The organism is Pseudonocardia phyllosphaerae (genome assembly GCF_046546475.1).
GTDB lineage: Bacteria > Actinomycetota > Actinomycetes > Mycobacteriales > Pseudonocardiaceae > Pseudonocardia > Pseudonocardia phyllosphaerae.
This window is the reverse complement of sequence record NZ_JBKGXS010000009.1, coordinates 144,405-169,036: the sequence shown is the minus strand read 5'-3', so window position 1 is coordinate 169,036 and position 24,632 is coordinate 144,405. Positions and strand designations below refer to the sequence as shown.

Sequence of the window (24,632 nt, the reverse complement as noted above, 5' to 3'; positions counted from 1 at the left end):
GTTCGGAGTAGTCGGCGGCACCTGTGTCCACATCATGGGAACGGGGCGGAAACGGGCGGATCGGACCCCGGATCCGCCCTCCGGACGCCCCGGGACGGCCCGGACGGAGGCGCCCCGACCACCCGAACCGGACTCCAGCGATTCACTCGATCGTGTCAACGGGTCCGGGAACCGCGCCGCCGCACCCGCGCTGACCTGGCGTTCCTGCGCGGCCGGACGACGATACGGGAAGGAGTCCGGACACCCCGGTCCGTGGCCGGTGCCCGGATCGGGGCCCCGCGACCCGGTGATCACGGTTTCGGAGCGCAGACGGCCACCGGTGGCCGGAATCCCTCCGAAACCGTGATCACCGCTGGTCAGGACGCCGCGACGGGCTCCTCGTGCGGGCGCCGCGCGGCCAGGACGGCGACGACGACCACCGCGATCGAGATGAGCGCGGCGACCAGGAACGCGGCGTGGATACCGGCAGCGTCGACCCCGCCGGCGCCGGAGGCCAGCGTCATGACGGTGATGAACAGCGCGGTGCCCGCGGCCCCGGCGACCTGTTGCAACGTCGTCAGGATGGCGCTGCCGTGCGAGTACAGCTCCCCGGTGAGCGAGCCGAGCGAGTCGGTCATCAGCGGGGTGAGCATCGTCGCCAGCGCCACCGACAGCCCGACGTGCAGCAGCGTGACCGTCCACAGCGGGGTGGTCTCCCCGATCGTGGTGAAGCCCCACATCACCGCGCAGAGCAGCACCGACGCCGGCAGCACCAGCGGGCGGGCGCCCAGCCGGTCGTAGGCACGCCCGACGAACGGCCCCATCAGGCCCATCGCCAGCCCGCCGGGCAGCACGGTGAGCCCGGCGACGAACGCGCTCTGGTCCCGGACGTCCTGGATGTAGAGCGGCAGCAGGATGATCGCCCCGAACAGCGACACGAAGCCGATCGCGACCAGCACCAGCGCGAGGGTGAACCGCCGGGACAGGAACGGGCGCATGTCCAGCAGCGGGGCGCGGCGCACGTCGCGCTGCAGCCGGAGCTGGCGGTGCACGAACACGGCAAGCGCCACGAGCCCGGCCACCAGCGGCACCCACGGCGGCACGCCGGCACCGGCGCCGCCCGCGGACTCGCCGATCGCGGACAGGCCGTAGACGAGCCCGGCGAACGCGACCGCGGAGATCAGCACGGACGGCACGTCCAGCGGCGCGTCCGAGGTGTCCGCCTCGACCTTCAGCCAGATCGCCCCGGCGGCGAGCGCGACCAGCGCGATCGGCAGCACGATCCAGAACATCCAGCGCCAGCCGAGCGCGGACAGGATGATCCCGGACAGCGTCGGCCCGACGGCCGGGGCGACGGCGATGACGACCGACAGGGTGCCCATCGTCTGCCCGCGGCGGGACTCCGGGACCAGGCGCAGGATCGTCGTCATCAGCAGCGGGATCATCACCGCGGTGCCGGTGGCCTGCACGACGCGGCCGGCGAGCAGCACGGCGAACACCGGCGCGAGCCCGCAGATCAACGTGCCGGTGCTGAACAGCGCCATCGACGCCAGGTAGACCTTGCGCGGCGGGAACCGCTGCAGCAGATAGCCGGTGATCGGGATGACCACGGCCATCGTGAGCATGAAACCGCTGGTCAGCCACTGCACGGTGGACGGCGCGACGTGCAGGTCGACGATCAGCGCGGGCAGCGCCACGCTCATGATCGTCTCGTTGAGGATCATGACGAAGGCGGAGCCGACCAGCAGGCCGATGATCAGTGGGGCGCCCGCCGGGAGTCGCTGCGTCTCCGGTGCGGGGCCGGTGGACGGCTCGGTCGTCACGGGGGTGCCTCCTCGGGCATGGGGCCCGCCGGGCACGCGGCGACCCGGTCCGGGGCGCGCGTCACCGCTGCGGGACGTCGATGCGGTGCCCACGAGTGAACACCCGCCCGCTCGTGTCGTGCCACGCCATTTCGGCCGTTTCGCCGCGGGCGCACGCCGTCCGCACCGGGCGGACACCGGTGGGCGCAGAATGTCCCGTCGTGGGGGAACCGTTCTACGACGACGAGCGCGTGCACGACCTGGTCGTGGTCGGCGCCGGACCGGCGGGCTCGGCGGCCGCGCTGAACGCACTGCGGCTGGCGCCCGGCGCGTCGGTGCTGCTGCTGGACTCCGCGGAGTTCCCGCGGGACAAGACCTGCGGGGACGGCGTCGCCGCGGAGGTGTTCGACCTGCTCGACGAGCTGGGCGTCACCGGGATCCGCGAGCTCGGCCCGGAGACGCCGCGGCTGCGGCTCCGGACACCGTCGGGCCGGGCGGTGGACCGGGTCGCGCCGCGGCCGAACAGGGTGATCCGCCGCGAGGTGCTCGACGCCGCGCTCGTCGACGCCGCCGTCACGGCGGGGGCACGGCTGCACCGGCACCGGGTCCGCACCGTGGAGGTCCGCGACGACCGCGTCGTGCTGGACGGCTCGATCGCCGCCCGCGTCGTCGTCGGCGCGGACGGGGCGAACTCGGTGGTGCGCCGCGCGCTCGGCGCTCCGCCCGCACCGCCGGAGGGCACGGCCGTCGCGATCCGCGGGTACTCCCCCGTCTCCGGCGAGCCCGGCACGCTGTCCATCGAGTACGCGGGCGGCACCTACCCCGCCTACGCCTGGTCGTTCCCGGTCGCCGGCGGCGGCGCGAACGTCGGCTTCGGGGTGTTCGACAAGCGCGGCGCCGGGTCCCGGGCGGAGATGCTGGAGCGGCTCGCCGAGCTGCTGCCCGGCCAGGCCCCGGCCCCGGGCACGCTGCGCGCGCACCACCTGCCGCTGTCGACGACCCCGCGGTTCCAGCCCGACGGCCGGGTGCTGCTCGCCGGGGACGCCGCGGCCAAGGTCAACCCGCTGACCGGCGAGGGCATCTTCGACGCCGTCGCGTCCGGGATTCTCGCCGGGCGCAGCGCGCTGCACGGCGCAGGCGCCGGGGCCGCGCACCGGGCGGCGATGGAGCGGACGTTCGGGCGCCACCACCGCCACGTCGTCCGGCTGGCCCGCCTCGCCGCCCGCCCGCAGTTCCTCGACGCCGCGATCGGCGCGGCCGGGGCGCACCAGCGGGTGTTCGACTGCGCGGTGTCGCTGGGGCTGGCCCGCGGCGTCGTCACCCCGGGCGCGTTCGGTCTGGTCGCCGCGCACCTCGCCCGCGGCGCGCTGCGGCGGGGGCTGCGCGGCGGTCGGCGCGCCGCGTCGCGGGCGCTGGGGTAGACAGGACGCATGGAACAGGTCGTGCTGCTGGACGACGACGGCAACGCGATCGGTGTCGCGGACAAGGCCACGGTGCACGGGGCGAGCACCCCGCGCCACCTGGCGTTCTCCTGCTACGGCGTGGACGGCGCGGGCCGGCTGCTGGTGACCCGCCGGGCCGGGAGCAAGACCGCGTTCCCGCTGGTGTGGACCAACACCTGCTGCGGGCACCCGGGCCCGGGCGAGGACATCGCCGACGCGGTGCACCGCAGGCTCCACGACGAGCTGGGCCTGCGCGCGAGCGAGCTGCGCCTGGCGCTGCCGGAGTTCTCCTACCGCGCCTCGCAGGACGGTGTCGAGGAGAACGAGCTGTGCCCGGTCTACCTGGCGCGCCTGGACGGTGAGCCCGCCCCGCACCCGGACGAGGTCTCCGAGGTCGCCTGGTGGACCTGGGAGCAGTTCCGCGCCGCCGCCGACGACCCGGCATCGGGGCTGTCGCCGTGGGCGCGGCTGCAGGCCCCGCTGCTCGACGCCCTCGGGGATCCGCTGCTGAGCCGCGCCTGACCTCGGGCCGGCCCGGGGCGGGTGGTGGGATGGCGCCCGTGAGGACGACGACCCCGTGAGCACGACCCACCTCGCCGACGACCTGGCCGCCGCGCTGGACGCGGTGCTCGACCCGATCCCGTCCGCCCGGCTGACCCCGGTCGTCGAGCGGCTGATCGGCGCGTACCGCAGTGGGAGCGTGCCGTCGGCGCCGATCCTGCGCACCGCCGACGACGCCGCCGCCTACGCCGCGTACCGGATGCCCGCCACGCACGCCGCGGTGCTCGACGTGCTCGAACGCGCCGCCGTGCGGGTGCCCGCCCCGCAGACCCTGGTCGACGTCGGCGGTGGCACCGGGGCGGCGGTGTGGGCGGCCGCGCAGGTGTGGCCGTCGCTGCGCGGCGCGACCGTGCTGGAGGCCGCGTCTCCGGCGCGCTCGCTGGGCCGCCGGATCGCCGAGGGGACCAGCGAACCGGCCGTGCGCGGCGCCCGCTGGGAGGCCACGGTGCTCGGCGCGGACCCGGTGCTGCCGTCCTCGGACCTGCTCACCGCGAACTACCTGCTCGGCGAGCTCCCCGAGACCGTCCGCGACGCCCTGGTCGACGCGGCGGCCCGCTCGGCACGGGTGGTCGCGCTCGTCGAGCCCGGTACTCCCGGCGGTTACGCCCGGATCCTCGCCGCGCGAGAGCGGCTGCTGGTGGCCGGGATGACGATCGCCGCTCCCTGCCCGCACGACGACGCCTGCCCGGTCACCGGCGACGACTGGTGCCACTTCGCGGCGCGGGTGAACCGCAGCTCCCGGCACCGGGCGCTCAAGGCGGGTTCGCTGGGGCACGAGGACGAGAAGTTCTCCTACGTCGTCGCGATGCGCGAGACCCCGGGGCACGCGCCGGGGCGGATCGTCCGGCACCCGTCGTCGCGGAAGGGTCTGATCACTTTTCGTGTCTGCGACGCCGACGGCCGGCTTCGCGACACCCCCGTTCCGCGCAGCCGCAAGGAGCTGTTCCGGCAGGCCCGTGACGCCGAGTGGGGCGACGCCTGGCCGCCGGACGGTCACGGTTCGTGACCCTGCAACCGGTGGAGACGAAGGTCACCGTCCGGCCTCCGGGAACCACGTAGCAATCCCGTAACAAACACCGGCATCGTGGACGATGTCCTGGCGCGACGGCCATGTGGTGGGCCGCGAGCACAAGATTTCCAGCGGATCGAGCACGACCATGAACGACATCACGACCGGTGCACCCACCCACCGGCTCCCCTCTCTCGTCCGGACCCGCAGCGGGTACCGGGTGTTCGACCCTTCCCTGGTCAGTGGCACCAGCTACGTCGTCGACGACGCGGGCGACCTCGTCTACACGCGGCTGCCGGCCGGGGCGATGACCGTGACCGGCATCGCCGGGTCCGCCGTGGTCGCCGTCGTACTCGGCGGCGACAGCTGGATGCGCACGGCGACGATCTTCCTCGCGGGGCTGCCCGCGTTCTTCGTGCTCGCCGTCGCCCTGCTGTCGGTGATCCACCTGATGACCGACCCGGTGCGCGCCTACCAGCGGCGGACCGGCCACCGGACGTTCGCCGTCGACGTCACCGACCGTGACTCGGTGTCCTGGGCGCTGTGCCGCCGGGCCGAGCGGCTCGCCGCGACGCGGTCGTGGCAGTCCGGGCGGGTCGACCCGCAGCGCACCCTCGGTGTCCTGCTGTGGAACGCCGTCTCCGGCGGCGACGGCTCCGGCGACGGCGGTGGCGCGGTCGAGGCACTGACCTCGCTGGACGAGCCCGCGACCGGACCGGGTCTCACCGCGGTCTGAGCTCCGCGCGCGCCGGGTTCCGCCGCGCGCCGCCGGGTGCTGATCGCGGCCCGGCGCGCGCGGCGGCCCGGCCCGCGTAGCCGGGGTCAGACCGCGTAGCGGTGCACCGGGAGCAGGGCGTCGGCGTCGCGCCGGTCGGCGTCGCCGGCCACACAGTCGCGCAGCTCCCGTTCCAGGGCGGCCTCGTCCAGCCCGGTCCCGATCAGGACCAGCGTGGTGCGTCGCGGCTCGCCGCTGTCCCAGCGGGTGCGGCGGAAGCGGACGTAGCGCCCGACGGTGTGCAGGTCCCAGCGCTCCCGGCTCGGGGCCGCGGCAAAACGCACCGACCCCTTGATCCGGTAGAGCCCGGAGGGACGGGAGTCGAGCAGGGCGCGCAGCCGGGTCGCGTCGAGCGGCTCGTCGCAGACGAACGACACGCTCTGGTAGCCGGCGTGCAGGTGCTCGTGGCTCTGCTGCCCGTGCCTCCCGTGGCCGTGCCCGTGGTGCTCGCCGGTCTCGCAGACCTGCTCGCCGAGCATCAGCTGCCGGCCGGGGACGATCTCGATGTCGAACAGCAGCTCCGGGTCCACCGCCCCGTCGCGGACCGGGACGATCGGGGCGCGCGGGTTGTCCTCGCGGCACAACCGACGCACCCGCCAGAGCTGCCCCGGGCCCACCCGGTCGATCTTGTTGAGGACGACGAGATCGGCCATCCCGACGTGTTTCCCCAGCTGGGGGTGCTGCTTGCGGGTCGCCTCGTACTCCGCGGCGTCGACGACCTCGACCAGCCCGCCGAACGAGAAGTGCCTGCCCAGGCCGTCGAGCACGAGCTGTACCAGCGTGCCGGGCTCGGCGATCCCGCTGGCCTCGATGACGACGACGTCGATCTCCTCGCGGCGCCGGGCCAGCGAGTCGAGGACCTCGGCGACGCCACCCTCCCCGACCTCGCAGCACAGGCAGCCGTTGCCGAGGCCGATCACGCCACCGGCCTGGCCTGCGATGCGCATCGCATCGATCCCGACGGCGCCGAAATCGTTCACCACGACACCGATCCGGGCGTCACCGCCGGTCGCGAGCAGGTGGTTGAGCAGCGTGGTCTTGCCCGCGCCGAGGAAACCGGCGAGCACCACGACCGGGATCCTCCTGGACACCCGACATGAGTACCACGACCGGTGATCGCGCTGACTACAGTGCCCCCATGCCGACACCACGCAATGCGGGCGGGGTGATCGCCGTCGCCGGGGAGGCGCTGGTCGACGCCGTGCCCGCCCCCGTCGGGGGCTACTGGGAGTTCGCCCCCGGTGGCAGCCCGGCCAACGTCGCGGTCGGGCTCGCCCGGCTCGACGTCCCCGCCCGGATGCTCGCCCGCCTCGCCGACGACGTCCTGGGCCGCAAGCTGCGCGAGCACCTCGCCGCCAACGGGGTCGACCTGTCGCACGCCGTGGAGGCCGCGGAGTCGTCGTCACTGGCGATCGTGGAGCTCTCCGAGGACGGCGTCGCCGACTACGACTTCCGCGTCGAGGGCACCGCCGACTGGCAGTGGACCTCCGAGGAGCTCTCCGGCGCGCTCGACGCGGGGGCCGGGGGCCCGGTCGTCGCACTGCACTCGGGGTCGCTGGCGCTGACCACCCCGCCCGGGGCGGAGGCGCTGCGCGAGCTCATGGCGATCGCCGTCGACACCGCGACGATCAGCTACGACCCGAACGTCCGTCCGATGCTCATGGGCACCCGCGACGACGTCCGGCCCGGGGTGCACGAGCTGCTCGGCCTGGCCGACGTGGTGAAGGTCAGCGAGGAGGACCTGGCCTGGCTGGAGCCGGGCCGGGCGCCGCGCGAGGTCGTCGCGGAGTGGCTGGAGCTGGGGCCGGCGATCGTGGTCGTGACCCTGGGCGGCGACGGCGCGCTGGCCGCGACCGCGTCCGGGGTGGAGCTGACGCTGCCCGGCCGGAAGATCGAGCTGGTCGACACCGTCGGCGCCGGGGACTCGTTCTCCTCGGCGCTGCTCGGTGGGCTGCACCGGCGCGGAATGCTCGGTGCCGAGCAGCGCGAGCAGCTCTACGGGATCGACCGCGAGACCCTCGAAGCGGTACTGACCGAGGCCGTCGAGGCCGCGGCGATCACCTGCTCCCGGCACGGGTCGGACCCGCCGACCCGTGCCGAGCTGGACGCGGTGACCGGCTGAGTCAGTTCTTCGGCTTCGGGGTCTTCGGCTTCGGGGCCAGGGCGGCGAGCATGTCGTCCTGGGCCTTCTTCTCGGTCCCGGAGAGCTCCCGCGGCGCGCGCTGCGGGAAGTCCTTCGGCTGCCCGGTCGCGGCCGCACCCGGCGCGAGGCTGCGCGTGGCGGGGACGCTGTCCCGCGTCGCCCACTGCTCGGCCCAGTCCATGTGCATGGCGGCCGGGCCGCCGGCGTCGCCGAAGTAGTCGAGCTGCATGGTCATGTTCATCGCGCCGGGCGGGAAGTGCGACGTGTCGGTGGTGGAGTACCACTCCTTGCCGTTCACGTACGCGGTGATCTTCTCCGGGGTCCACTCCAGCGCGTAGGCCGACCACTGCGTCGAGTCGTGGGCGACGCTGCCGTACTCCTGGTCGTTGCCCTCGCCGTAGTGCAGGAAGAACGACGTCTTCTGCCGCGCGTCGTCGGTGATCTCCATCCAGTCGATCTCACCGCCGACCGGGAAGTTCTCCTTCACCGGCCAGAGCAGCAGCAGGGCGTTGATCCCGCCGGAGGCCTTGTCGGACTTCACGCAGGACTCCCAGCGGCCGTAGCGCTGGCCGGGGTGCCAGCTGACGGCGCCGGTGGTGCCCTCCTGGTCGGACCTGATCGTCATCTGGCCGTCGCCGACCGAGATCTTGTCCGGGGTGCGGACACCCTTCTTGTCGTGCCCCGGCTCGGGGCCGTAGGAGTGCCAGTCCGGCGGGAGGGTGTTGCCGTCGAAGTCGGACCGGCGCGTCGGCGCGCCCCAGCCGTACTTCTGCGCGGCGGTCTCGGTGCAGTGCGACGGGGCCGCCGGCGCGTCGCCCGCCCGCTGCGCGGTGCCCGGCTGCGAAGTGCCCGGCTGGGCGGCCCCCGGCGCCGGGTGGCCGGACGCTGCCGGTTCCTCCGCGAGCGCGGTGCCCGCCGTCGTCGCGGCGGTGACGACGAGCGTCGCCGCCAGTGCCGTCAGGGCGGCCGTCGCCCGTGTCCTCGTTCCCGTTCGTCCCGCTGACCCCGTACGCACCGTGAATCACTCCCGTCCCTCGGTCACCAGCAGTGCCATCAGACGAGCAGTGGGTGAGCATCGCCAGCGGATGCACCCGGTCGAAGCACCCCCGATCGGGATGTTTCTCGACGCACGGTGAGCTTCGGCGATGGAGCCGTACGCTGCGTCACCGGCGACGCGGGTGCGAGAGTGGGCCGGTGCCGCCGCGCCCCGATCTCGCCGTCGCCCTGGATCTCGAGCCGCACCCGGAGGGCGGGTGGTACCGGCGGACGTGGGCGTCGCCGGTGACCGTCGCGACGCCGCACGGCGACCGACCCTCGGCCACCGCGATCCTCTACCTGTTCGACGGTCCCGGCGCCTGGCACCGGGTGCGCTCCGCCGAGCTGTGGTGCTGGCACTCCGGCCCCGACGCCGAGATCCGCCTCGCCGGCGACGGCCCCGACCCGGGCGAGGAGACCGTGCTGCGCCTCGGGCCGCCGTCCGGAGAGGCACTGCAGTCCGGAGAGGCGCTGCAGTCCGGAAACACGGTGCAGTCCGGGGCCGCGCGGTCGACGGGGATCGCGCTGCCGCAGCACACCGTGCCCGCCGGCGTGTGGCAACGCGCGGCACCGCTCGGCGCGGGACACACGCTGGTCAGCTGCTTCGTCTCCCCCGGCTTCGACTTCGCCGACTTCGAGATGCGCTGAGACGCCGAGGGACTCCGAGGGACGCCGAGGGGACGACGACACCAGGCGGGCACCTGCGGAAAGCCTCACGTACTGAGACATCTGAGACATCTGAGACATCTGCGGGAGATGCCTCAGCAGGTGAAGTACTTCGGCGGGGGCACCCCATGCTGCGACGCCCGGCGAGCTTCGGTGGCGTGGCGCATCGGGCCGGCACTCGCGAGATACGTCAGCTGCTGACGCACTTCCCGGCAACGACTCAGTAGCTGAGGTATCTCCCAGGAGGGAGGTTGCTGCGACCCCGGGCCGACCCCGGATCGGCCCTGGATCGGCCCTGGATCGACCCCGCCTCGGCCCTGACCAGCGGGCGCACCGGCGGGAAGCTCACGAGCTCAGCAGCTCCTCCACACCCCACGTGTTCCGGATCCGCTCCGGCGGCACCCCGCAGGCGACGGCGCGGGCGCAGCCGTGGTCCAGCCAGTCGAGCTGCCCGGGAGCGTGCGCGTCGGTGTCGATCGTGAACTCGCAGCCCGCCTCGACGGCCAGGCGCAGCAGCCGTTTCGGCGGATCGAGCCGCTCCGGCCGCGAGTTGATCTCTACGGCCACGCCGTGCTCGGCGCAGGCGGCGAACACCGCGTCGGCATCGAACTCGGACTCCGGGCGTTTGCGCCGGCCCGTGGTCATGCGTCCGGTGCAGTGTCCGAGGACGTCGACGTGCGGGTGAGCGACCGCCGAGAGCATCCGCTCGGTCATCTCGTCGCGCGGCATCCGCAGCTTGGAGTGCACGCTCGCCACCACCACGTCCAGCGCGCCCAGCAGCTCGTCGTCCTGGTCGAGGGCGCCGTCGTCGAGGATGTCGACCTCGATCCCGGTGAGCAGCCGGAACGTCGAACCGGACGCGCCGATCCGCTCGTTCAGCCCGGCGATCTGCTCGACCTGGCGGCGCAGCCGCTCCGCCGACAGCCCGTTGGCCACGGTCAGCCGCGGCGAGTGGTCGGTCACCGCCAGGTAGTCGTGCCCGAGCGCGATCGCGGTCTCGGCCATCTCCGCGAGCGGCGACCCGCCGTCGGATGCGTCGGTGTGGCTGTGACAGTCCCCGCGCAGCGCGGTCCGCAACCGGACGGCGGCCTCGGCGAGCGGGACGCCGTCGGCGTCGGCACGGGCGACGGCGTCCTCGAGCCGGCGCAGATAGACCGGCTCCTCCCCCGCCACCGACTCGGCGATGCACCGGGCGGTCACCTCCCCGACGCCACGGATGTCGGTGAGCCCGCCGCTCGCCGCAAGCCGCGCGAGCTCACCGTCGTCGCGCCCGCGCAGCGCCGACGCCGCGGTGCGGAACGCCCGGACCCGGTAGGTCGACTCGTGCGCGCGTTCCAGCAGGAACGCGATGCGGCGCAGGTCGGCGACGGCGTCCCGCGCGTCGCCGGCCCGCGCCTCCTCGGTCACGCCGGCCAGGCTAGCCCCGCATCCGGCGGCACGCCTTCGTCGACCACGTCTGCTCCCAGACCTGCGGCAGCCGCTGCTCCAGCGCCGCCATCTCGGCGGTGTCGTGGCCGTGCAACACCCCGTAGGTGAAGCCGTTGCTCTGCTCCGCGCCGGCGCGGGCGCCGAGGGTGCGCAGCGTCTCCCGGGCGACGACGGCGTCCTGGTGGTCGCCGAGCACCCGCTGCACGGCCTTGAGCTCCTTGGCGAACCCGCGGGCGTCGGTCCCGAGACGACCACCCGCAGGCCGGACGACCTCGGCCGCGTAGCGCAGCTGCTTGCCGGTCTTGCGTGCCCGGTGCAGCGACTCCGGCGCCTGCTCGCCCTCGGCGAGATCGGCCAGCGCCGCATCCATCCGCCGTTCCAGCTTCGCCGCGGTCTTCGCCACGACCCCGGGCAGCACCTTCGCCGCGGACCTGCCCGCCCTCCCGGACAGCGGCGGGTCGGCCAGCAGCCGGCGCAGTCCCGCCTGCAGGTCGGCGTAGCGGCGACCGTCGACGACCTCGGTCACCGCGGCCCGCGACTCGGCCCGCAGCCGGGCGAAGTGCCGGGTGACCTGTGCCTGGACCGGCCCGAGAACGAGATCGTCGTCGAGCCCGGCGATCGCGGCCTCGAGACGCTCCTGCTGGACCTCGGCGTCGCGTTCCCCGGCGAGTGCCTGCCCGAGCCAGCGCAGCTCGGCGATCAGGTGCGGCACCCGCGGCCCGTCGAGCAGCGAGCGGTAGCTGCGCAGCGCACTGCGCAGCCGGCGCGCGTTGACCCGCATCTGGTGCACCGCGTCGGGGCGGTCGGCGCGCAGGTCGGCCTCGGCGGCGGCGAGCGCGTCGACCTTGGCGCCGAGGTAGCCGAGCAGCAGCGCACCTGCGCTGCCGGGCTCACCGGTGTGCCGTGGTGGCTCGGCGGGTGCGCGTTCGGCGAGCAGCTCGGCCAGCCGCACCTGCCCGCCGGGCTCCGGGGCCCGGTTCAGCCCGACCGAGCGCAGCGCCGCGTCGATCTCCTGCAGCAACGGCGCTCCGGCGGCCGCGGGGTACACCGTCACCTCGGTCCAGTTCTCGATCGCGGTCTCCGCACCGAGCGTCGCGACCTGCACCTCGTCGTGGTGCACGGTGGCGAGCTCGCGGGCGTCGTCGGAACGCAGCCGCGACACCGACCGCACGGTGCGCACCCGCCCGACCGGACCGAGCTCCTCGTCGCCGCGCAACCGCCGGACGAGTACCTCCATCTGCGCCGGGACCTGACCGGGGTCGACGCCCTCGACCCCCTCCGCGGGGACCGGCACGGTGAGCTGCTCCCCGGGCCGGGAGTCGGGCAGGCGCAGCACCCACGCCTCGGTGTCCGGGGCGTCGGCGGCCCGGTCGTGGATGACACGCTCGATCTCCAGCACGATCCCGGCCGGGCAGAGCCGCAGGTCAGGGGTGTCGTAGCGCTCGGTCTCGCGGACCTCGGCCTCGGTGACCGGGACGACGGCGTGGACGCCGGGGAGGACCTGCCAGCCGGGCACGGCGGCGTGGGCGGGGCCGCTGTAGCCGAGGGCGGTCCCACCCGCCTCCGCGACGAGGGGATCGGACGGGACGGAGGGGGCGACATCGCTCATGATCCAGGGTGCCCGTTGTGAGTGGTTTCACTCGCAGCCATCCGGGCGACATCTGCCGTCCACATCGGCGTCGCCCACTCGGGCGCCCGGGTGCGAGCCCGGACCTCAGACGGCCTTGCCCGGGTTCATGATCCCCTGCGGGTCCAGCGCGGCCTTCACCGCGCGCTGCAGCCCGACGACCTCGGGCCCCAGCTCGCGCACCATGCCGTCGCGTTTGAGCAGCCCGACGCCGTGCTCCCCGGTCACCGTCCCGCCCATCGCGACAGCCGCGGCGATGATCTCGTCGAACGCCGCCCGGGTGCGCTCCTTGGCCGCCTCGTCACCGCGCGGGGTGAGCATCAGCGGGTGCAGGTTGCCGTCACCGGCGTGCGCGACGGTCGCGATCCGCACCCCGCGCGCCGCGGCGATCTCCTCGACCCGGGCCAGCATCTCGGCCATCCGCCCGCGCGGCACGCAGACGTCCTCGGTGAGCATGTCCATGCCCAGCTGCTCCAGCGCCGGGTAGGCCAGCCGGCGCGCCCCGAACAGCGCCTCGGACTCCACCGGGTCGGTCGAGGACATCGCCTCGGTGGCGCCGTGCTCGGTGAACGCGGCGAGGATCGCGTCGGCCTCGGCCTCGGCGGCGGGCTCGGGCAGGTCGGTCTGGGCGAGCAGCAGCACGGCGGCGTCCTCGGGCAGGCCGGCCTGCTTCCAGGTGTTGACCGCCTGCAGGCACTCCCGGTCGACGAGCTCGAAGATGGCCGGTTGCAGCCCGCGCTCGGTGACGGCGGCGACCGCGGCCCCGCAGTCGGCGAGCGAGCCGAAGAACCCGACGACGGTGCGCGGCGCGACCGGGCGGGCCGGGCGCAGCTTCACGGTGACCTCGGTGATCACGCCGAGGGTGCCCTCGGAGCCGACCATCAGCCCGGCCAGGTCCAGCCCGACGACGCCCTTCGCGGTCCGCCGCCCCACCCGCACGACCTCACCGGTCGCCGTCACGACCTCCAGGGCGAGCACGTAGTCGCGGGTCACGCCGTACTTCACGCAGCACAGCCCGCCGGCGTTGGTCGCGACGTTCCCGCCGATCGTCGACCAGGGCGCCGACGCCGGATCCGGCGGATACCAGAGCCCCCGCTCGGCACAGGCGGCGCGCAGGTCGTCGTTCACCACCCCCGGTTCGACGACGGCGAGCCGCTCCCCCGGCGAGATCTCCCGGATCGTGCGCATCCGCTCCAGGCAGATCACGACCCCGCCGGCGACGGCGTTCGCACCCCCGGACAGCCCGGTGCCCGCGCCCCGCGGGACGACCGGGACGCCGTGTGCCGCACAGGCCCGGACGGTGGCGGCGACGTCGTCGGTGCTGCGGGCACGCACCACGCACAGCGGGGTGCCGTACCCGGCCCACTCGGCCTCGTCGTGCACGTAGGTGCGGACGACGTCGGGGTCGGTGAGCATCCGGTCGGGATCGAGCGTGGCGGCCAGCTCGGCGAGCACGGCGCGTCCGGCCGCGCTCGGGCCGGAGGTGTCCAGCTCGGCGGGCTCGGTGGCGGTGCCGAACGGCCTGCCCTCCGGGGCGATCTCGGCGGGGCTCGCGGCCGGGTCGGCGGCGGGGCTGTCGACGGTGACGCGCTCGGGCATGCCCGCGACGGTAGGCGTGGCATGCGCACGCGGCCAGCGGATCCGCGTCACGGACCGGCGGATCCGCGTCACCGGCCGCGCGTCACCGAGCCGGCTCGTGTCCCGGTCAGGCGCCGAGGCGCTCGGCGAGCGCGCGGCCGAGGTCGAGGCCGCTGCGCCACGCGGTCTGCACCCGCGGCCGGCCCCAGGCGTCGCCGCAGATCCCGATGCCGTCGTCGCCCAGGTGGAACGGCCGGTCGTGCGGGGCGGCGGGGGCGGCGTAGCGCCAGCGGTGCACGTGGGTCCATTCCGGTTCCGCGCCGATGCCGAGCAGCTCGCGCACGGCGGCGGTCATCTCCGGGACGGCGGCCGCGGGGTCGGCGTCACGGGCCCGGGCCACGTCGCCGGTGGAGTGCGCGACCAGCACGGGGGCGCCGTCGCCGCGACGGTCGCCGTCGTCGGCGACCAGCGACAGCACCGGGTGGTCGTTGACGAACGCGCACCGCAGGTCCGGCCGGTCGCGGGCCGCGAAGCCGAGGGTCAGGGCCAGCACCGGATTCCACGCGCGGCCGGTCACCGCCGCACCGGCCGGGCCTGCGGGGTCGAGCAGCCGGGCGGCCTGCGGGTCGGGCAGCGCGAGTACGACGGCGTCGCAGGGCTCGCCGTCGACGACCGGTCCGGGCCCGACGGCGCGGACCTCGGTGCCGGTGCGGATGTCGAGGCGGGCACCGTGTACGAGATCGGCGACCAGCGAGCGCAACCCGTCCGGTGCGGCCCACCGCATCGGGCCGGTGCTGTCGTCGCCGCGGGTGGTGCCGTCGAACACGGCGAGGGTGTCGGTCCACTCCCGGAGCAGCCCGCGGCGTTCCCAGTCACGCACCTGCCGGTCGAACTCCGGGTCGTCGACGGTGAGGTACGCGGCCCCGATGTCGGCCGGACGGCCCCGGTGGCGATGTACCGCAAGACGTCCGCCGGGACCGTGGGACCGTTCCAGCACGGTCACCCCGAGCCCGCGCGCGGCCAGCTCCGCCGCGCACGTCACCCCGGAGATCCCCGCACCGACCACGACCACGCTCACACCGGACGACACTAGGCAGCATCTTCCCTGCGGGCACGTTCGAGATTAGGGTGACCTAACAGGGGGTCGACGAGGGGAACCGTATGGAGCAGATCACCGACGAGGCGCGGCTGCGCGAGGTCATCGCGGAGCCGCCGGCCACGATCCGCGACAAGGCGCGCGAGGTGATCGACCCGGTGACCGCGGAGTTCCTGGCCGCGTCGCCGTTCTTCCTGTTCGCCACGACCGGGCCGGACGGCGTCGACGTCTCCCCGCGCGGCGACCCGGCCGGCTGCCTGCTGGTGCTCGACGAGCGGACCGTCGCCTTCGCCGACCGCAAGGGCAACCACAAGCTCGACTCGATGCGCAACATCCTGCACGACCCGCGGGTCGGGATGATCGTCGTCGTGCCGGGGTCCAACGACACGGTGCGGATCAACGGCCGCGCCCGAATCCTGTTCGAGCCCGACTTCGCCGAGCGGCTGACGGTCAAGAAGCACACCCCGGACGTGGCGATCGTCGTCGACGTCGAGGAGGTGTTCCTGCACTGCGCCAAGGCGTTCCTGCGCTCGCACCTCTGGGACCCGGCCACCTGGCCTGCGAAGCGGGACGTCCCCGGCGCCGGAAAGCTGATCAAGGGCCAGTACGGCGTGAAGGGCCCGGCCCGGGCGATCGACGCGGCCATGAACACGATGGCCCGCACCACCCAGTACTGAGCCCGCGGCTCACTGCCCAGTACTGAGCCCGCGGCGCCCTGGGCCTCAGCCGGTGACGGCGAGCCCGGCGACGCGCTCGTAGCGGGCCCGCCACCACTGCTGCCGCTCCGGCGGTGCGGCGACCTCGGCGGCGCGCACCGGCTCCGGCGCGCGGCGCAGCACCGGCAGCGTGCCGCCCGCAGGCACGAGCCGGTCGTCGGCGGCGACGACGTCGGTGGTCAGCAGCGATGCGGTCCCCAGCCCGCAGGCGTAGGGCAGCTCCGGCAGCGCCCCGGCCAGGGCGAGCCCGGCGGCGAGCCCGACGCTGGACTCCACCGCCGAGGACACCACGACCGGCAGCCCGCACTCGTCGGCGATCCGCAGCGCGCGCCGCACCCCGCCCAGCGGCGACACCTTCAGCACGACGACGTCGGCGGCCTCGGCGCGCACCACCCGCATCGGGTCCTCGGCCCGGCGGATCGACTCGTCGGCGGCGACCGGGACGTCCACCGCGCGCCGTACCCGGGCCAGGTCCTCGACCTCCCAGCAGGGCTGCTCGACATACTCCAGGCCCCCGGCCGCCCGCTCCAGGCTCGTGATCGCGGCGACGGCCTCGTCGTAGGACCAGGCGGCGTTGGCGTCGACCCGGATCCGCCCGCCGGGGCCGAGGGCGTCGCGGACGGCGGCGACCCGCTCCTCGTCCTCCCCCGGCGCGGCCCCCGGGTCGGCGACCTTGACCTTCGCCGTCGTCGCGCCGGAGGCCCGCACGATCCGCTGCGCGTGCTCTGGCCCGATGGCGGGCACGGTGCAGTTCACCGGGACCCGGTCGCGCACCGGCTCCGGCCAGCCGGTCTCGGCGGCCTCGCGGGCGGCGGCGAGCCAGGCCGCGGCCTCGGCGTCGTCGTACTCGGTGAACGGGCAGAACTCGCCCCAGCCGGCCGGGCCGGGCAGCAGCAGTCCCTCCCGGACGGTGATCCGCCGGAACCGGGTGGTCATGGGGAGCGCGTAGACGTCCACGCGGACCGAACCTAGTCCCCCGGTGTCCCGGCCGCGGCCGCGACGGCCGGGCGCGCGGCCGGGTGCACGGTAGGCTCGGCGAATGAGCCCGCGGACGGCACCGGCCGACGTCGCCCCGCGACGCCGGGTGCCGCGGGCCGAGCGGGAACGCCAGATCGTCGACGCCGCCGTCGCGGTGTTCGGCGAGCACGGCTACGCGGGCGCCTCGATGGAGGACGTCGCCGACCGCGTCGGCGTCACGAAGCCGGTGCTCTACACCCACTTCGGCTCCAAGGAGGGCCTGCTCCTCGCCACCGTCGCCCGCGCCCGCGCCGAGCTGCTCGGGGTCCTCGCGGCCGCGGCGGAGACCGCGGGCACACCGCGGGACATGCTGCGCGACGGGGCGCTGGCGTTCTTCGCCTACCTCGACCCGGCCGCCCCGGCCTGGCAGCTGCTGTGCACCGAGGCCGGGATCGCCGACGACGCGCTCGAGGAGATCCGCACCCAGCAGACCGACTTCATCGCCGGGCTGCTCGCCGCGCAGGTCCCGGACGCGCCGCAGGCCCGGCTCACCGGCTGGGCCCAGGTGATCGTCGGCGCGGCCGAGCGGCTCGCGGTGTGGCGCGGCCAGGACGAGACGGTGACGGTCGAGCAGGCCACCGACTACCTGATGGACGTGGTCTGGACCGGGCTGGCGGGGCTGGGCGAGCAGGCCTGACCGGGCCGCCTGCAGTACCCGCCTGGGATACTCGGCGGCGATGAGCACCACCGCACCGCGCCTGCTCCGGGTCGCCCGCACCGAGCGCGTCACGCCCCGGATGATCCGGGTGACCCTCACCGGCGACGAGCTCGACGGCTTCCCCGGGCACGGCCCCGACCGCCGGATCAAGATGTTCTTCCCGGTCGAGGGCCAGGAACGGCCCGCGGTGCCGCGGGCGAGCACCGGCGGCCCGGTGTGGCCGCCCGGGGAGCCGCGGCCTGCGATCCGTACCTACACGGTGCGCCGCTTCGTCCCCGACGCCGGTGAGCACGGCGAGCTCGACGTCGACTTCGTCGTGCACGCCGGGCACGGGCCCGCGGCGGCGTGGGCGGTGGCCGCCGAGCCCGGCGCGTGGGTGGGGGTGTCCGAGCCCGGCGGGCGCTGGACGCCCGACCCGGCGGCCGAGCACCAGGTCGTCATCGGCGACGAGTCGGCGCTGCCCGCCGTCGCGACGGTGCTGGAGACCCTGGCCGCCGAGCTGCCAGGGGTACCGGTGCGCGCGTTCCTCGAGGTCGCCGACGCCGGTGAGGAGCAGTCCCTGCCCGGCGACGCCGAGGTCACCTGGGTGCACCGCGGCGACGCCACCCCCGGGGAGCCGCTGGTCGCCGCCGTCACCGCCGCCGCGCTGCCGTCCGGGCGCGGGCAGGCGTGGCTGTCCGGGGAGTCCGCGGCGGTGAAGGACCTGCGGGCGCACCTGCTGGGTGAGCGCGGGATGGACCGCCGCGCCGTCTACGCGACGGGGTACTGGCGCGCCCGCTAGCCCCGTTCGTGGGCACCCGACAGCCCGGGCACAGCGGACGCACAGGTTCGGGGTGTGTGCTCACTAGCATGACCGAGGTGATCGACCGGGGAGCCGAGCAGCTGCGCCGCTCCGACGGCAGCCCGATCCGGGTGCTGGTCGTCGACGACGAGGCCACGCTGGCGGACCTGCTGTCGATGGCGCTGCGCTACGAGGGCTGGGAGGTCCGCGCCGCCGCGGACGGGCTGACCGCGGTGCGCACCGCGCGCGAGTTCCGCCCGGACGCGATCGTCCTCGACGTGATGCTCCCCGACGTCGACGGCTTCGAGGTGCTGCGCCGGGTCCGCGCAGGCACCCCCGAGGTGCCGGTGCTGTTCCTGACTGCACGCGACGCCGTCGAGGACCGGGTGGCCGGGCTGACCGCGGGCGGCGACGACTACGTCACCAAGCCGTTCTCGTTGGAGGAGCTGGTCGCGCGGCTGCGCGGGCTGCTGCGCCGGGCCGGGATGGCGGCGGCGCAGCGGTCCTCCGAGCTCGTCGTCGGGGACCTGGTGCTCGACGAGGACGCGCACGAGGTCCGCCGCGGCGACCGGGGGATCGAGCTGACCGCCACCGAGTTCGAGCTGCTGCGCTACCTGATGCGCAACCCGCGCCGGGTGCTGTCCAAGGCCCAGATCCTGGACCGGGTGTGGCACTACGACTTCGGCGGCCAGTCCAACGTCGTCGAGCTGTACGTGTCCTACCTGCGCAAGAAGATCGACGCCGGGCGCCCGTCGATGATCCACACCGTGCGGGGCGCCGGGTACGTGCTGCGCCCGGCCGCGGAGTAGCCGCCGGTGGTGCTCACGCGGGTCTCCGGCCGCGTCCGCTCGCTGCGGGCGCGGCTGGTCGTCACGGTGCTGCTGCTGTTCACGCTGGCCTGCGCCGCGATCGGGGTGGCGACCACGGTCGCGCTCGACCGGTCGCTCTCGGTGCGCCAGGACCGCGAGATCGGCTTCGCCCTCGACGGGTTCGTGTCCCGCCAGACCGGCCGCGCACCGGGCGTCGTGTTCGGCACCGGCGGGCAGGGCCCCGCCGACCCGGCTCCGCCGCCGGGGAGCGGGGACCGCCGCGGGGACGTGCTGCTCGGCCCCGGGCAGGGCCCGCTGTCGATCGGGGCGGTGTTCGACTCCGGGACCGTCGTGCAGGCGGCGATGGCCCAGCGCGGCGGCGCCAGCACCCCCGTCGACGTCGCCGACACCGACGTCCTGCGCACCGTCCCCGCCGACGGCGAGGTGCACGTCGTCTCGCTGCAACCGGGTACCTACCGGGCGCGCGCGTTCACCGAGGGCACCCGCACCTATCTGGTCGCCCAGATCGACAACGCCGCGGCCACGGCCCGGGACCTGCTGCTGATCGAGGTCGTCGTGCTCGGCGGGACGGTCGTGCTGGTCGCGCTGGCCGCGACGTTCCTGGTCCGCCGCGAGCTGCGCCCGCTGGAACGGGTGGCCGGGCTCGCCGCCCGGGTCGGGGCGCTGCCGCTGGACCGCGGCGAGGTGCACCTGGCCGCCCGGGTCTCCGACCCCGACCCGCGCACCGAGGTCGGCCAGGTGGGGACGGCGCTGAACCACATGCTCGACAACGTCGAGGGCGCGCTGGCCGCGCGGCAGGAGTCGGAGACCCGGCTGCGCCGCTTCGTCGCCGACGCCAGCCACGAGCTGCGCACCCCGCTGGCGGCGATCCGCGGCTACGCCGAGCTGTCCCGCCGCGAGCGCGACCCGGTGCCGCCTGCCACACAGCACGCGCTGGTGCGGATCGGGTCGCAGGCCGAGCGGATGAGCCGGCTGGTCGAGGACCTGCTGCTGCTGGCCCGCCTGGACTCCGGGCGCCCGCTGGAACGTGCCGAGGTCGACCTGACCCGGCTGGTCCTCGACGCCGTCGGCGACGCGCACGCGGCCGGGCCGGAGCACCGCTGGTTCCCCGAGCTGCCCGACGATCCGGTCACCGTCACCGGCGACGCGCACCGCCTCGCCCAGGTCGTCACCAACCTGCTGGCCAACGCGCGCACGCACACCCCACCCGGGACGACGGTCGTCGTCGCCCTCGAGCGGCCGGTTCCGGACCGGGTGCGGCTGCGGGTGACCGACGACGGCCCGGGCATCGCACCGGAGATGCTGCCGCGGGTGTTCGAGCGGTTCGCCCGGGGCGCCGAGGGCCGGGCCCGCAGCGGCAACGACACCCCGAGTACCGGGCTGGGACTGGCGATCGTGGCCGCGGTCGTCGCCGCGCACGACGGGACGGTGGCGGTCGACAGCGAACCGGGGCGGACGTCGTTCACCGTGGAGCTGCCCGCGGGCTGAGGGTCAGCCGCTGTGCCGCCGGGTGCGCTGCAACGCGGCGGCCAGGTCGACCGAGGCCTCCTCGACGGACCGGTCCATGACCTGCTGCATGGTCTGGCTGAACGCGGCGAGCAGCGCCTGCACGGCGATCGGCTGCAGCGCCTCGATGGCGGTGCGGACCTGGTTCCCGCCGCTGGCCGGGAGCCCGGCGGCCACGTGCGGGGCCCAGACCTGCTCGCGGAACAGGCCGACGAACATCTCCGCGATCTCGCTGGTGCGCCGTTGCAGGTCGGTCTCGGTGGCGATGACGGCCTCGGGCGCGAGACCCAGCGCGATCGCGTCGGTGCCCGCGCGGACCAGGGACGGGTTGAGGAGCCGGAGCCTGCCGTCGCCGGTGTGCTCGGCCAGGCCGGCCGCGACGAGCTGCTCCGCCGTCGACCGGGGCAGGTCGGCACCGGCCCAGGCGTCGAGCCCGTCGGCGTCGATCACGGCGGGGTCGTCGGGCTCCCACGGCGCGAGCATGCCGCGGTAGAGCCGCAGCGCCTCCTCGGCGCCGCCGGACGGTGTCTGCGCGATGAGCACGCCGATCGCGGCGAGCGAGAAACCGCGCCGCTGCAGCCCGGCGATGAGCTCGAGCCGGGACAGGTGCTCGGGGCCGTACCAGGCGGTGCGGCCGTGCATCGTCCCCGCGGGCAGCAGGCCCCGGGACAGATGGGCGCGCACGTTGCGCACCGTCATCCCGGCCCGCGCCGCGAGCTCGTCGATCGGATATCCGTCCCCGCGGGACGTCGTGTCGGACATCGCCGCAGATGCTAGCCCGGGACCGGCCCGGGCCTCGCAGCCACGACGTTACACCTGGTTCGCGACTACGACCGCGCCATGGAGCTGACGCCGACCCAGACCCTGTTCTTCCTGCTCATGACCACTACCTCCGTGAACCTCGACATCGCCGGGGCGAAAGATTGCCGGGGACATTAACCCATCGGGATGCATTCGTCATCCTGGACGACGTGACGGCCACCGCTCTTCGGGGTCCGTGACACGCGGCCGGGTGGCGGGGCAGACTCGCGCCGCCGGGCCGCATGCCCGCGGCCGTGGCACCGCCGGGCCGGCCGACGGGTCCCCCTCCCCGCGCGGCCGGCCCGGTCCGGCCGGGGCCGGAGGGGCGGGGTCAGCGGGGCGTGGTCAGCGGGGCGTGGTCGGCCCCAGGTGGTCGCGCTGCAGCACGGCCATCCGGTAGGCGTCGCGGTAGCGGCCGTTCGCGAAGTACTCCTCGCGCAGCTCGCCCTCCACGGTGAACCCGACGCGCTCGTAGGCCCGCACGGCGCGGTGGTTCTCGACGTCGACGACGAGATACACCTTGTGCAGGTTCAGCACGCCGAAGGCGTAGTCCAGGGCGGCCGCGGTGGCGCGGGCGGCGAGGCCCCGGCCCTGGCAGGAGGGCGCGACGACGATCTGGAACTCGGCGTTGCGGTGGATGTAGTCGATCTCGACGAGCTCGACGAGGCCACCCCGGCCGTCGCGCGGGACCCAGTCCCGATCGGGGTCCGGCTCGGCGCCCGGGTCCCCGAGCTGGATGACGAACCGGCGCTCCCGGTTGTCGTGGACGTGCCGGTCGTAGAGGTCCTGCAGCTCGACGAGCGCCTCGTAGGGCTCCTCGAACCAGTAGGACATGATCCCGGAGTCGTTGGAGAGCCCGTGCACGAACGGCAGGTCGTCACGTTCGAGGGCACGCAGCCGCATCCGGGGCAGCGGCTCCTCCCCGTCCGGGGCGGTCACGGCGGGACGGGCCGCGGGATGATCCGTGGAATGGCGGGACGGCACCGGAACCTCCGGGTGGTGAGCCGGACGGCGTTCGCCCGGTCCACCCGAACCTACGGCCCCCGCGGGTGCGGCCGGGCCGCACCCGCCGGAGCGCGGTCAGCCGGCGGTGCCGGCGGGTGCCACGGCGGTGGCGCCGACGGCGGCGGTCCCGGCGACGCGGCGCGGGCTCGCGCACTCCGGGCAGTCGCGCCACGGGGTGGCGTCGGCCGGGCGGGCGGCGCCGCAGCGGCACACCGGGGCGATGCCACCGAAGGCGGGCATCGACTTCGCGGGACGTCCGGCACGGACCAGGGTGCGGCCGCGGGCGGGCGTACGGGCAGGCAGGTACAGGCGCATCAGGATCCCCGACGGTCGTGGTGGAAGGCGATGGCCGATCGGGCCACCAGGTGTTCATCGCTCCCGGTGCCCGCGGCGTCACGGTCCGCGGACGTGACCTCCCGCACACACGGGTGAAACGTCACGACGCGCGGTCGGCGCGCCGCGCGACCGTCCTGACAGACTGCGCGCATGGCCGCGTCCCCACTGCAGAACCTTCCCGGCGTCCTGGCCGGGACCGCCCGCACCGCGTACGAGCTGGGGAGCGGCACCGCCCGCGCGGCCGTCGCGCTGACCCGTTCCGGCGTCGTCCGGCCGATGGGACCGCTGCGGCTGGCCGGAATGGGCCGCGCGCTGCTGCGCTACGGCAACAGCGTCACCGCCGGGTTCGCGGCCGGGGCGGCGCGGCACCCGTACCGGCTCGCGGTCGTCGACGACGACGGCGTCACCACCTACGGCGAGCTCGACGAGCGCTCCGACCGGCTCGCGCTGGCCCTGACCGACTCCGGCGCTGGCCCCGGTGCCCCGGTCGGGGTGCTGTGCCGCAACCACCGCGGCCCGGTCGAGGCGATGCTCGCCGCGGGCAAGATCGGCGCGGACGTCGTGCTGCTCAACACCGGGCTCTCGGCCGAGCAGATGGCAGGCGTGCAGGCCCAGCAGCAGCTGCACACCGTCGTCGCCGACCCGGAGTTCGTGGAGCTGGTGCCGGTCGGGCCGCGGCTGGTGCTGACCGGCGGGCCGGAGGGCCCGCGCCCGGCGTCCGACCGGGTGATCGACGGCCTGGAGGCGATGATCGAGCGGGCCGGGCCGGGTGAGCTGCCGTTCCGCCCGGAGCGCTCGAAGATGATCGTGCTGACCTCGGGGACGACCGGGACGCCGAAGGGCGCCAAGCGGCCGCACCCGAGCACGCTGGCCCCGGCGGCGTCGATCCTGTCGACGATCCCGCTGCAGGCCGGCGAGCCGGTGCACATCGCGGCACCGCTGTTCCACACCTGGGGCAACGCGGCGCTGCTGCTGTCCGCGCTGCACGGCGACACGGTCGTGCTGCGCCGCCGGTTCACCCCGGAGGACTTCCTCGCCGCCGTCGCCGAGCGCCGCTGCACGACGGTGTTCGCGGTGCCGGTGATGCTGCAGCGGGTGCTGGAGTCCGAGGCGGCGGGCTGGCCGGCGGCGCCGGGACCCCGGATCGTCGCGGTGTCGGGGTCGGCGCTGCCTGCGGGGCAGGCGAACGAGTTCATGGACCGCTTCGGCGACTGCCTCTACAACCTCTACGGCTCCACCGAGGTCTCCTGGGTCTCGATCGCCGGGCCGGAGGACCTGCGCGACGCCCCGGGCACCGCGGGCCGGGCCCCGGCCGGGACCACCCTGGTGATCCTCGACGACGACGATCAGCCGGTCGGCCCGGACGTCGAGGGCCGGGTGTTCGTCGGCAACGACCTGCCGTTCGAGGGCTACACCGGCGGCCAGCAGGGCCTCGAGGAGCACGACGGGCTGCTGGGCACCGGCGACGTCGGGCACCTCGACGACCAGGGCAGGCTGTTCCTGACCGGCCGGGCCGACGACATGATCGTCTCGGGTGGGGAGAACGTGCACCCCGGCCCGGTCGAGGACCTGATCGCCGGGCTCGACGGCGTCCGCGAGGCCTGCGTGCTCGGCGTCGACGACGACAAGTACGGCCAGCGCCTCGCCGCCTGGGTCGTCGTCGACGGCGACGGAGCCCTCACCGAGGACGGCATCCGGGACGCGGTGAAGAAGGACCTCGCGCGCTTCGCGGTCCCCCGCGACGTCCACTTCCTCGACGTCCTGCCGCGGAACCAGACCGGAAAGGTGCTGCGTACGGAGCTCCCCGGCCGGGCGTAGTCCGGGGTCACCCGTTGCGGTAA

The 24,632-nt window shown here is 74.9% G+C and carries 23 protein-coding genes; 12 read left to right on the top strand and 11 right to left on the bottom strand.

All coding sequences use genetic code 11. The annotated features are described in order from the left end of the window. Positions 1–356: 356 nt before the first annotated feature. A complete protein-coding gene (locus tag ACLE50_RS18750) occupies positions 357–1,802 on the bottom strand; it encodes an MDR family MFS transporter (RefSeq protein ID WP_410944880.1) in 1,446 nt (481 codons plus the stop codon). A 200-nt stretch (positions 1,803–2,002) separates the two neighbouring features. On the opposite strand from ACLE50_RS18750, the gene ACLE50_RS18745 reads away from it, so the two are divergent. From ACLE50_RS18745 to ACLE50_RS18730, 4 genes are all read left to right on the top strand, one after another. Further along, positions 2,003–3,202: an NAD(P)/FAD-dependent oxidoreductase gene (locus tag ACLE50_RS18745; protein ID WP_410944879.1), complete on the top strand. Its 1,200-nt coding sequence runs from the start codon at positions 2,003–2,005 to the stop codon at positions 3,200–3,202. 9 nt (positions 3,203–3,211) lie between these two features. Further along, the gene (idi, locus tag ACLE50_RS18740; protein ID WP_410944878.1) at positions 3,212–3,745 is read left to right on the top strand and encodes an isopentenyl-diphosphate Delta-isomerase; all 534 of its coding nucleotides are present in this window, start codon (positions 3,212–3,214) and stop codon (positions 3,743–3,745) included. A gap of 55 nt (positions 3,746–3,800) precedes the next feature. After that, positions 3,801–4,790 carry a small ribosomal subunit Rsm22 family protein gene (locus ACLE50_RS18735; protein WP_410944877.1) on the top strand — a complete coding sequence of 330 codons (990 nt, stop codon included), beginning with the start codon at positions 3,801–3,803 and terminating at the stop codon, positions 4,788–4,790. A gap of 151 nt (positions 4,791–4,941) precedes the next feature. Next, complete coding sequence (locus ACLE50_RS18730) at positions 4,942–5,529, top strand: hypothetical protein (protein WP_410944876.1); 588 nt, start codon at positions 4,942–4,944, stop codon at positions 5,527–5,529. An 86-nt stretch (positions 5,530–5,615) separates the two neighbouring features. Here the strand turns inward: ACLE50_RS18730 and ACLE50_RS18725 are convergent, their stop codons facing one another. Further along, entirely contained in the window at positions 5,616–6,659 is a 1,044-nt protein-coding gene (locus ACLE50_RS18725; protein ID WP_410944875.1) for a CobW family GTP-binding protein, read from the bottom strand. A gap of 47 nt (positions 6,660–6,706) precedes the next feature. Here ACLE50_RS18725 and ACLE50_RS18720 point away from each other — a divergent pair, with 47 nt between their 5' ends. Continuing rightward, positions 6,707–7,690: a carbohydrate kinase family protein gene (locus ACLE50_RS18720; protein ID WP_410944874.1), complete on the top strand. Its 984-nt coding sequence runs from the start codon at positions 6,707–6,709 to the stop codon at positions 7,688–7,690. A gap of 1 nt (position 7,691) precedes the next feature. Here ACLE50_RS18720 and ACLE50_RS18715 read toward each other — a convergent pair whose 3' ends face one another. Beyond that, positions 7,692–8,726 (bottom strand): glycoside hydrolase family 16 protein, encoded by a 1,035-nt coding sequence (locus ACLE50_RS18715; protein ID WP_410944873.1) that lies wholly within the window; start codon positions 8,724–8,726, stop codon positions 7,692–7,694. 179 nt (positions 8,727–8,905) lie between these two features. Here ACLE50_RS18715 and ACLE50_RS18710 point away from each other — a divergent pair, with 179 nt between their 5' ends. Next, on the top strand, positions 8,906–9,394 hold the full coding sequence (locus tag ACLE50_RS18710) for a cupin domain-containing protein (RefSeq protein ID WP_410944872.1): 489 nt from the start codon (positions 8,906–8,908) through the stop codon (positions 9,392–9,394). Positions 9,395–9,757: 363 nt separating this feature from the next. Here ACLE50_RS18710 and ACLE50_RS18705 read toward each other — a convergent pair whose 3' ends face one another. The 4 genes from ACLE50_RS18705 to ACLE50_RS18690 form a co-directional block, all read right to left on the bottom strand. Further along, positions 9,758–10,819, bottom strand: coding sequence for a PHP domain-containing protein (locus tag ACLE50_RS18705; RefSeq protein ID WP_410944871.1), 1,062 nt, complete (start codon positions 10,817–10,819; stop codon positions 9,758–9,760). Positions 10,820–10,829: 10 nt separating this feature from the next. Beyond that, positions 10,830–12,449 carry a CYTH and CHAD domain-containing protein gene (locus tag ACLE50_RS18700; protein WP_410944870.1) on the bottom strand — a complete coding sequence of 540 codons (1,620 nt, stop codon included), beginning with the start codon at positions 12,447–12,449 and terminating at the stop codon, positions 10,830–10,832. Positions 12,450–12,554: 105 nt separating this feature from the next. Continuing rightward, complete coding sequence (locus tag ACLE50_RS18695; RefSeq protein WP_410944869.1) at positions 12,555–14,066, bottom strand: FAD-binding oxidoreductase; 1,512 nt, start codon at positions 14,064–14,066, stop codon at positions 12,555–12,557. 106 nt (positions 14,067–14,172) lie between these two features. Continuing rightward, positions 14,173–15,123, bottom strand: coding sequence for an NAD(P)/FAD-dependent oxidoreductase (locus tag ACLE50_RS18690; RefSeq protein WP_410944868.1), 951 nt, complete (start codon positions 15,121–15,123; stop codon positions 14,173–14,175). 83 nt (positions 15,124–15,206) lie between these two features. Between ACLE50_RS18690 and ACLE50_RS18685 the strand changes: the two genes are divergently transcribed. After that, positions 15,207–15,818 carry an MSMEG_1061 family FMN-dependent PPOX-type flavoprotein gene (locus ACLE50_RS18685; RefSeq protein ID WP_410944867.1) on the top strand — a complete coding sequence of 204 codons (612 nt, stop codon included), beginning with the start codon at positions 15,207–15,209 and terminating at the stop codon, positions 15,816–15,818. A gap of 45 nt (positions 15,819–15,863) precedes the next feature. Here ACLE50_RS18685 and ACLE50_RS18680 read toward each other — a convergent pair whose 3' ends face one another. After that, positions 15,864–16,814, bottom strand: coding sequence for an o-succinylbenzoate synthase (locus tag ACLE50_RS18680; RefSeq protein WP_410944866.1), 951 nt, complete (start codon positions 16,812–16,814; stop codon positions 15,864–15,866). An 82-nt stretch (positions 16,815–16,896) separates the two neighbouring features. On the opposite strand from ACLE50_RS18680, the gene ACLE50_RS18675 reads away from it, so the two are divergent. The 4 genes from ACLE50_RS18675 to ACLE50_RS18660 all read left to right on the top strand — a co-directional run bounded on the left by ACLE50_RS18675 (position 16,897) and on the right by ACLE50_RS18660 (position 20,631). Continuing rightward, a complete protein-coding gene (locus ACLE50_RS18675) occupies positions 16,897–17,511 on the top strand; it encodes a TetR/AcrR family transcriptional regulator (protein WP_410944865.1) in 615 nt (204 codons plus the stop codon). Positions 17,512–17,551: 40 nt separating this feature from the next. After that, the gene (locus ACLE50_RS18670) at positions 17,552–18,313 is read left to right on the top strand and encodes a siderophore-interacting protein (protein ID WP_410944864.1); all 762 of its coding nucleotides are present in this window, start codon (positions 17,552–17,554) and stop codon (positions 18,311–18,313) included. A 68-nt stretch (positions 18,314–18,381) separates the two neighbouring features. Continuing rightward, positions 18,382–19,122, top strand: a complete 741-nt coding sequence (locus tag ACLE50_RS18665; protein WP_410944863.1) for a response regulator transcription factor — start codon at positions 18,382–18,384, stop codon at positions 19,120–19,122. Between the two features lie 6 nt (positions 19,123–19,128). After that, positions 19,129–20,631 carry a sensor histidine kinase gene (locus ACLE50_RS18660; protein WP_410944862.1) on the top strand — a complete coding sequence of 501 codons (1,503 nt, stop codon included), beginning with the start codon at positions 19,129–19,131 and terminating at the stop codon, positions 20,629–20,631. Positions 20,632–20,634: 3 nt separating this feature from the next. On the opposite strand, the gene ACLE50_RS18655 is transcribed toward ACLE50_RS18660, so the two are convergent. The 3 genes from ACLE50_RS18655 to ACLE50_RS18645 form a co-directional block, all read right to left on the bottom strand. After that, positions 20,635–21,411: a MerR family transcriptional regulator gene (locus ACLE50_RS18655; RefSeq protein WP_410944861.1), complete on the bottom strand. Its 777-nt coding sequence runs from the start codon at positions 21,409–21,411 to the stop codon at positions 20,635–20,637. Between the two features lie 384 nt (positions 21,412–21,795). Then, positions 21,796–22,389, bottom strand: a complete 594-nt coding sequence (gene speG, locus ACLE50_RS18650; RefSeq protein WP_410944860.1) for a spermidine N1-acetyltransferase — start codon at positions 22,387–22,389, stop codon at positions 21,796–21,798. A 141-nt stretch (positions 22,390–22,530) separates the two neighbouring features. Next, positions 22,531–22,770 carry a hypothetical protein gene (locus ACLE50_RS18645; protein ID WP_410944859.1) on the bottom strand — a complete coding sequence of 80 codons (240 nt, stop codon included), beginning with the start codon at positions 22,768–22,770 and terminating at the stop codon, positions 22,531–22,533. A 171-nt stretch (positions 22,771–22,941) separates the two neighbouring features. On the opposite strand from ACLE50_RS18645, the gene ACLE50_RS18640 reads away from it, so the two are divergent. Next, complete coding sequence (locus ACLE50_RS18640; protein ID WP_410944858.1) at positions 22,942–24,609, top strand: AMP-binding protein; 1,668 nt, start codon at positions 22,942–22,944, stop codon at positions 24,607–24,609. The last annotated feature ends 23 nt before the right edge of the window (positions 24,610–24,632 follow it).

What these genes read in the sequence shown, in the direction of transcription:
- idi (WP_410944878.1), top strand. Translation starts at nt 3,212, where the DNA reads ATGGAACAGGTCGTGCTGCTGGACGACGACGGCAACGCGATCGGTGTC.
- ACLE50_RS18730 (WP_410944876.1), top strand. Translation starts at nt 4,942, where the DNA reads ATGAACGACATCACGACCGGTGCACCCACCCACCGGCTCCCCTCTCTC.
- ACLE50_RS18720 (WP_410944874.1), top strand. Translation starts at nt 6,707, where the DNA reads ATGCCGACACCACGCAATGCGGGCGGGGTGATCGCCGTCGCCGGGGAG.
- ACLE50_RS18700 (WP_410944870.1), bottom strand. Translation starts at nt 12,449, where the DNA reads ATGAGCGATGTCGCCCCCTCCGTCCCGTCCGATCCCCTCGTCGCGGAG.
- ACLE50_RS18695 (WP_410944869.1), bottom strand. Translation starts at nt 14,066, where the DNA reads ATGCCCGAGCGCGTCACCGTCGACAGCCCCGCCGCCGACCCGGCCGCG.
- ACLE50_RS18685 (WP_410944867.1), top strand. Translation starts at nt 15,207, where the DNA reads ATGGAGCAGATCACCGACGAGGCGCGGCTGCGCGAGGTCATCGCGGAG.
- ACLE50_RS18675 (WP_410944865.1), top strand. Translation starts at nt 16,897, where the DNA reads ATGAGCCCGCGGACGGCACCGGCCGACGTCGCCCCGCGACGCCGGGTG.
- ACLE50_RS18670 (WP_410944864.1), top strand. Translation starts at nt 17,552, where the DNA reads ATGAGCACCACCGCACCGCGCCTGCTCCGGGTCGCCCGCACCGAGCGC.
- ACLE50_RS18665 (WP_410944863.1), top strand. Translation starts at nt 18,382, where the DNA reads ATGACCGAGGTGATCGACCGGGGAGCCGAGCAGCTGCGCCGCTCCGAC.
- ACLE50_RS18655 (WP_410944861.1), bottom strand. Translation starts at nt 21,411, where the DNA reads ATGTCCGACACGACGTCCCGCGGGGACGGATATCCGATCGACGAGCTC.
- ACLE50_RS18645 (WP_410944859.1), bottom strand. Translation starts at nt 22,770, where the DNA reads ATGCGCCTGTACCTGCCTGCCCGTACGCCCGCCCGCGGCCGCACCCTG.
- ACLE50_RS18640 (WP_410944858.1), top strand. Translation starts at nt 22,942, where the DNA reads ATGGCCGCGTCCCCACTGCAGAACCTTCCCGGCGTCCTGGCCGGGACC.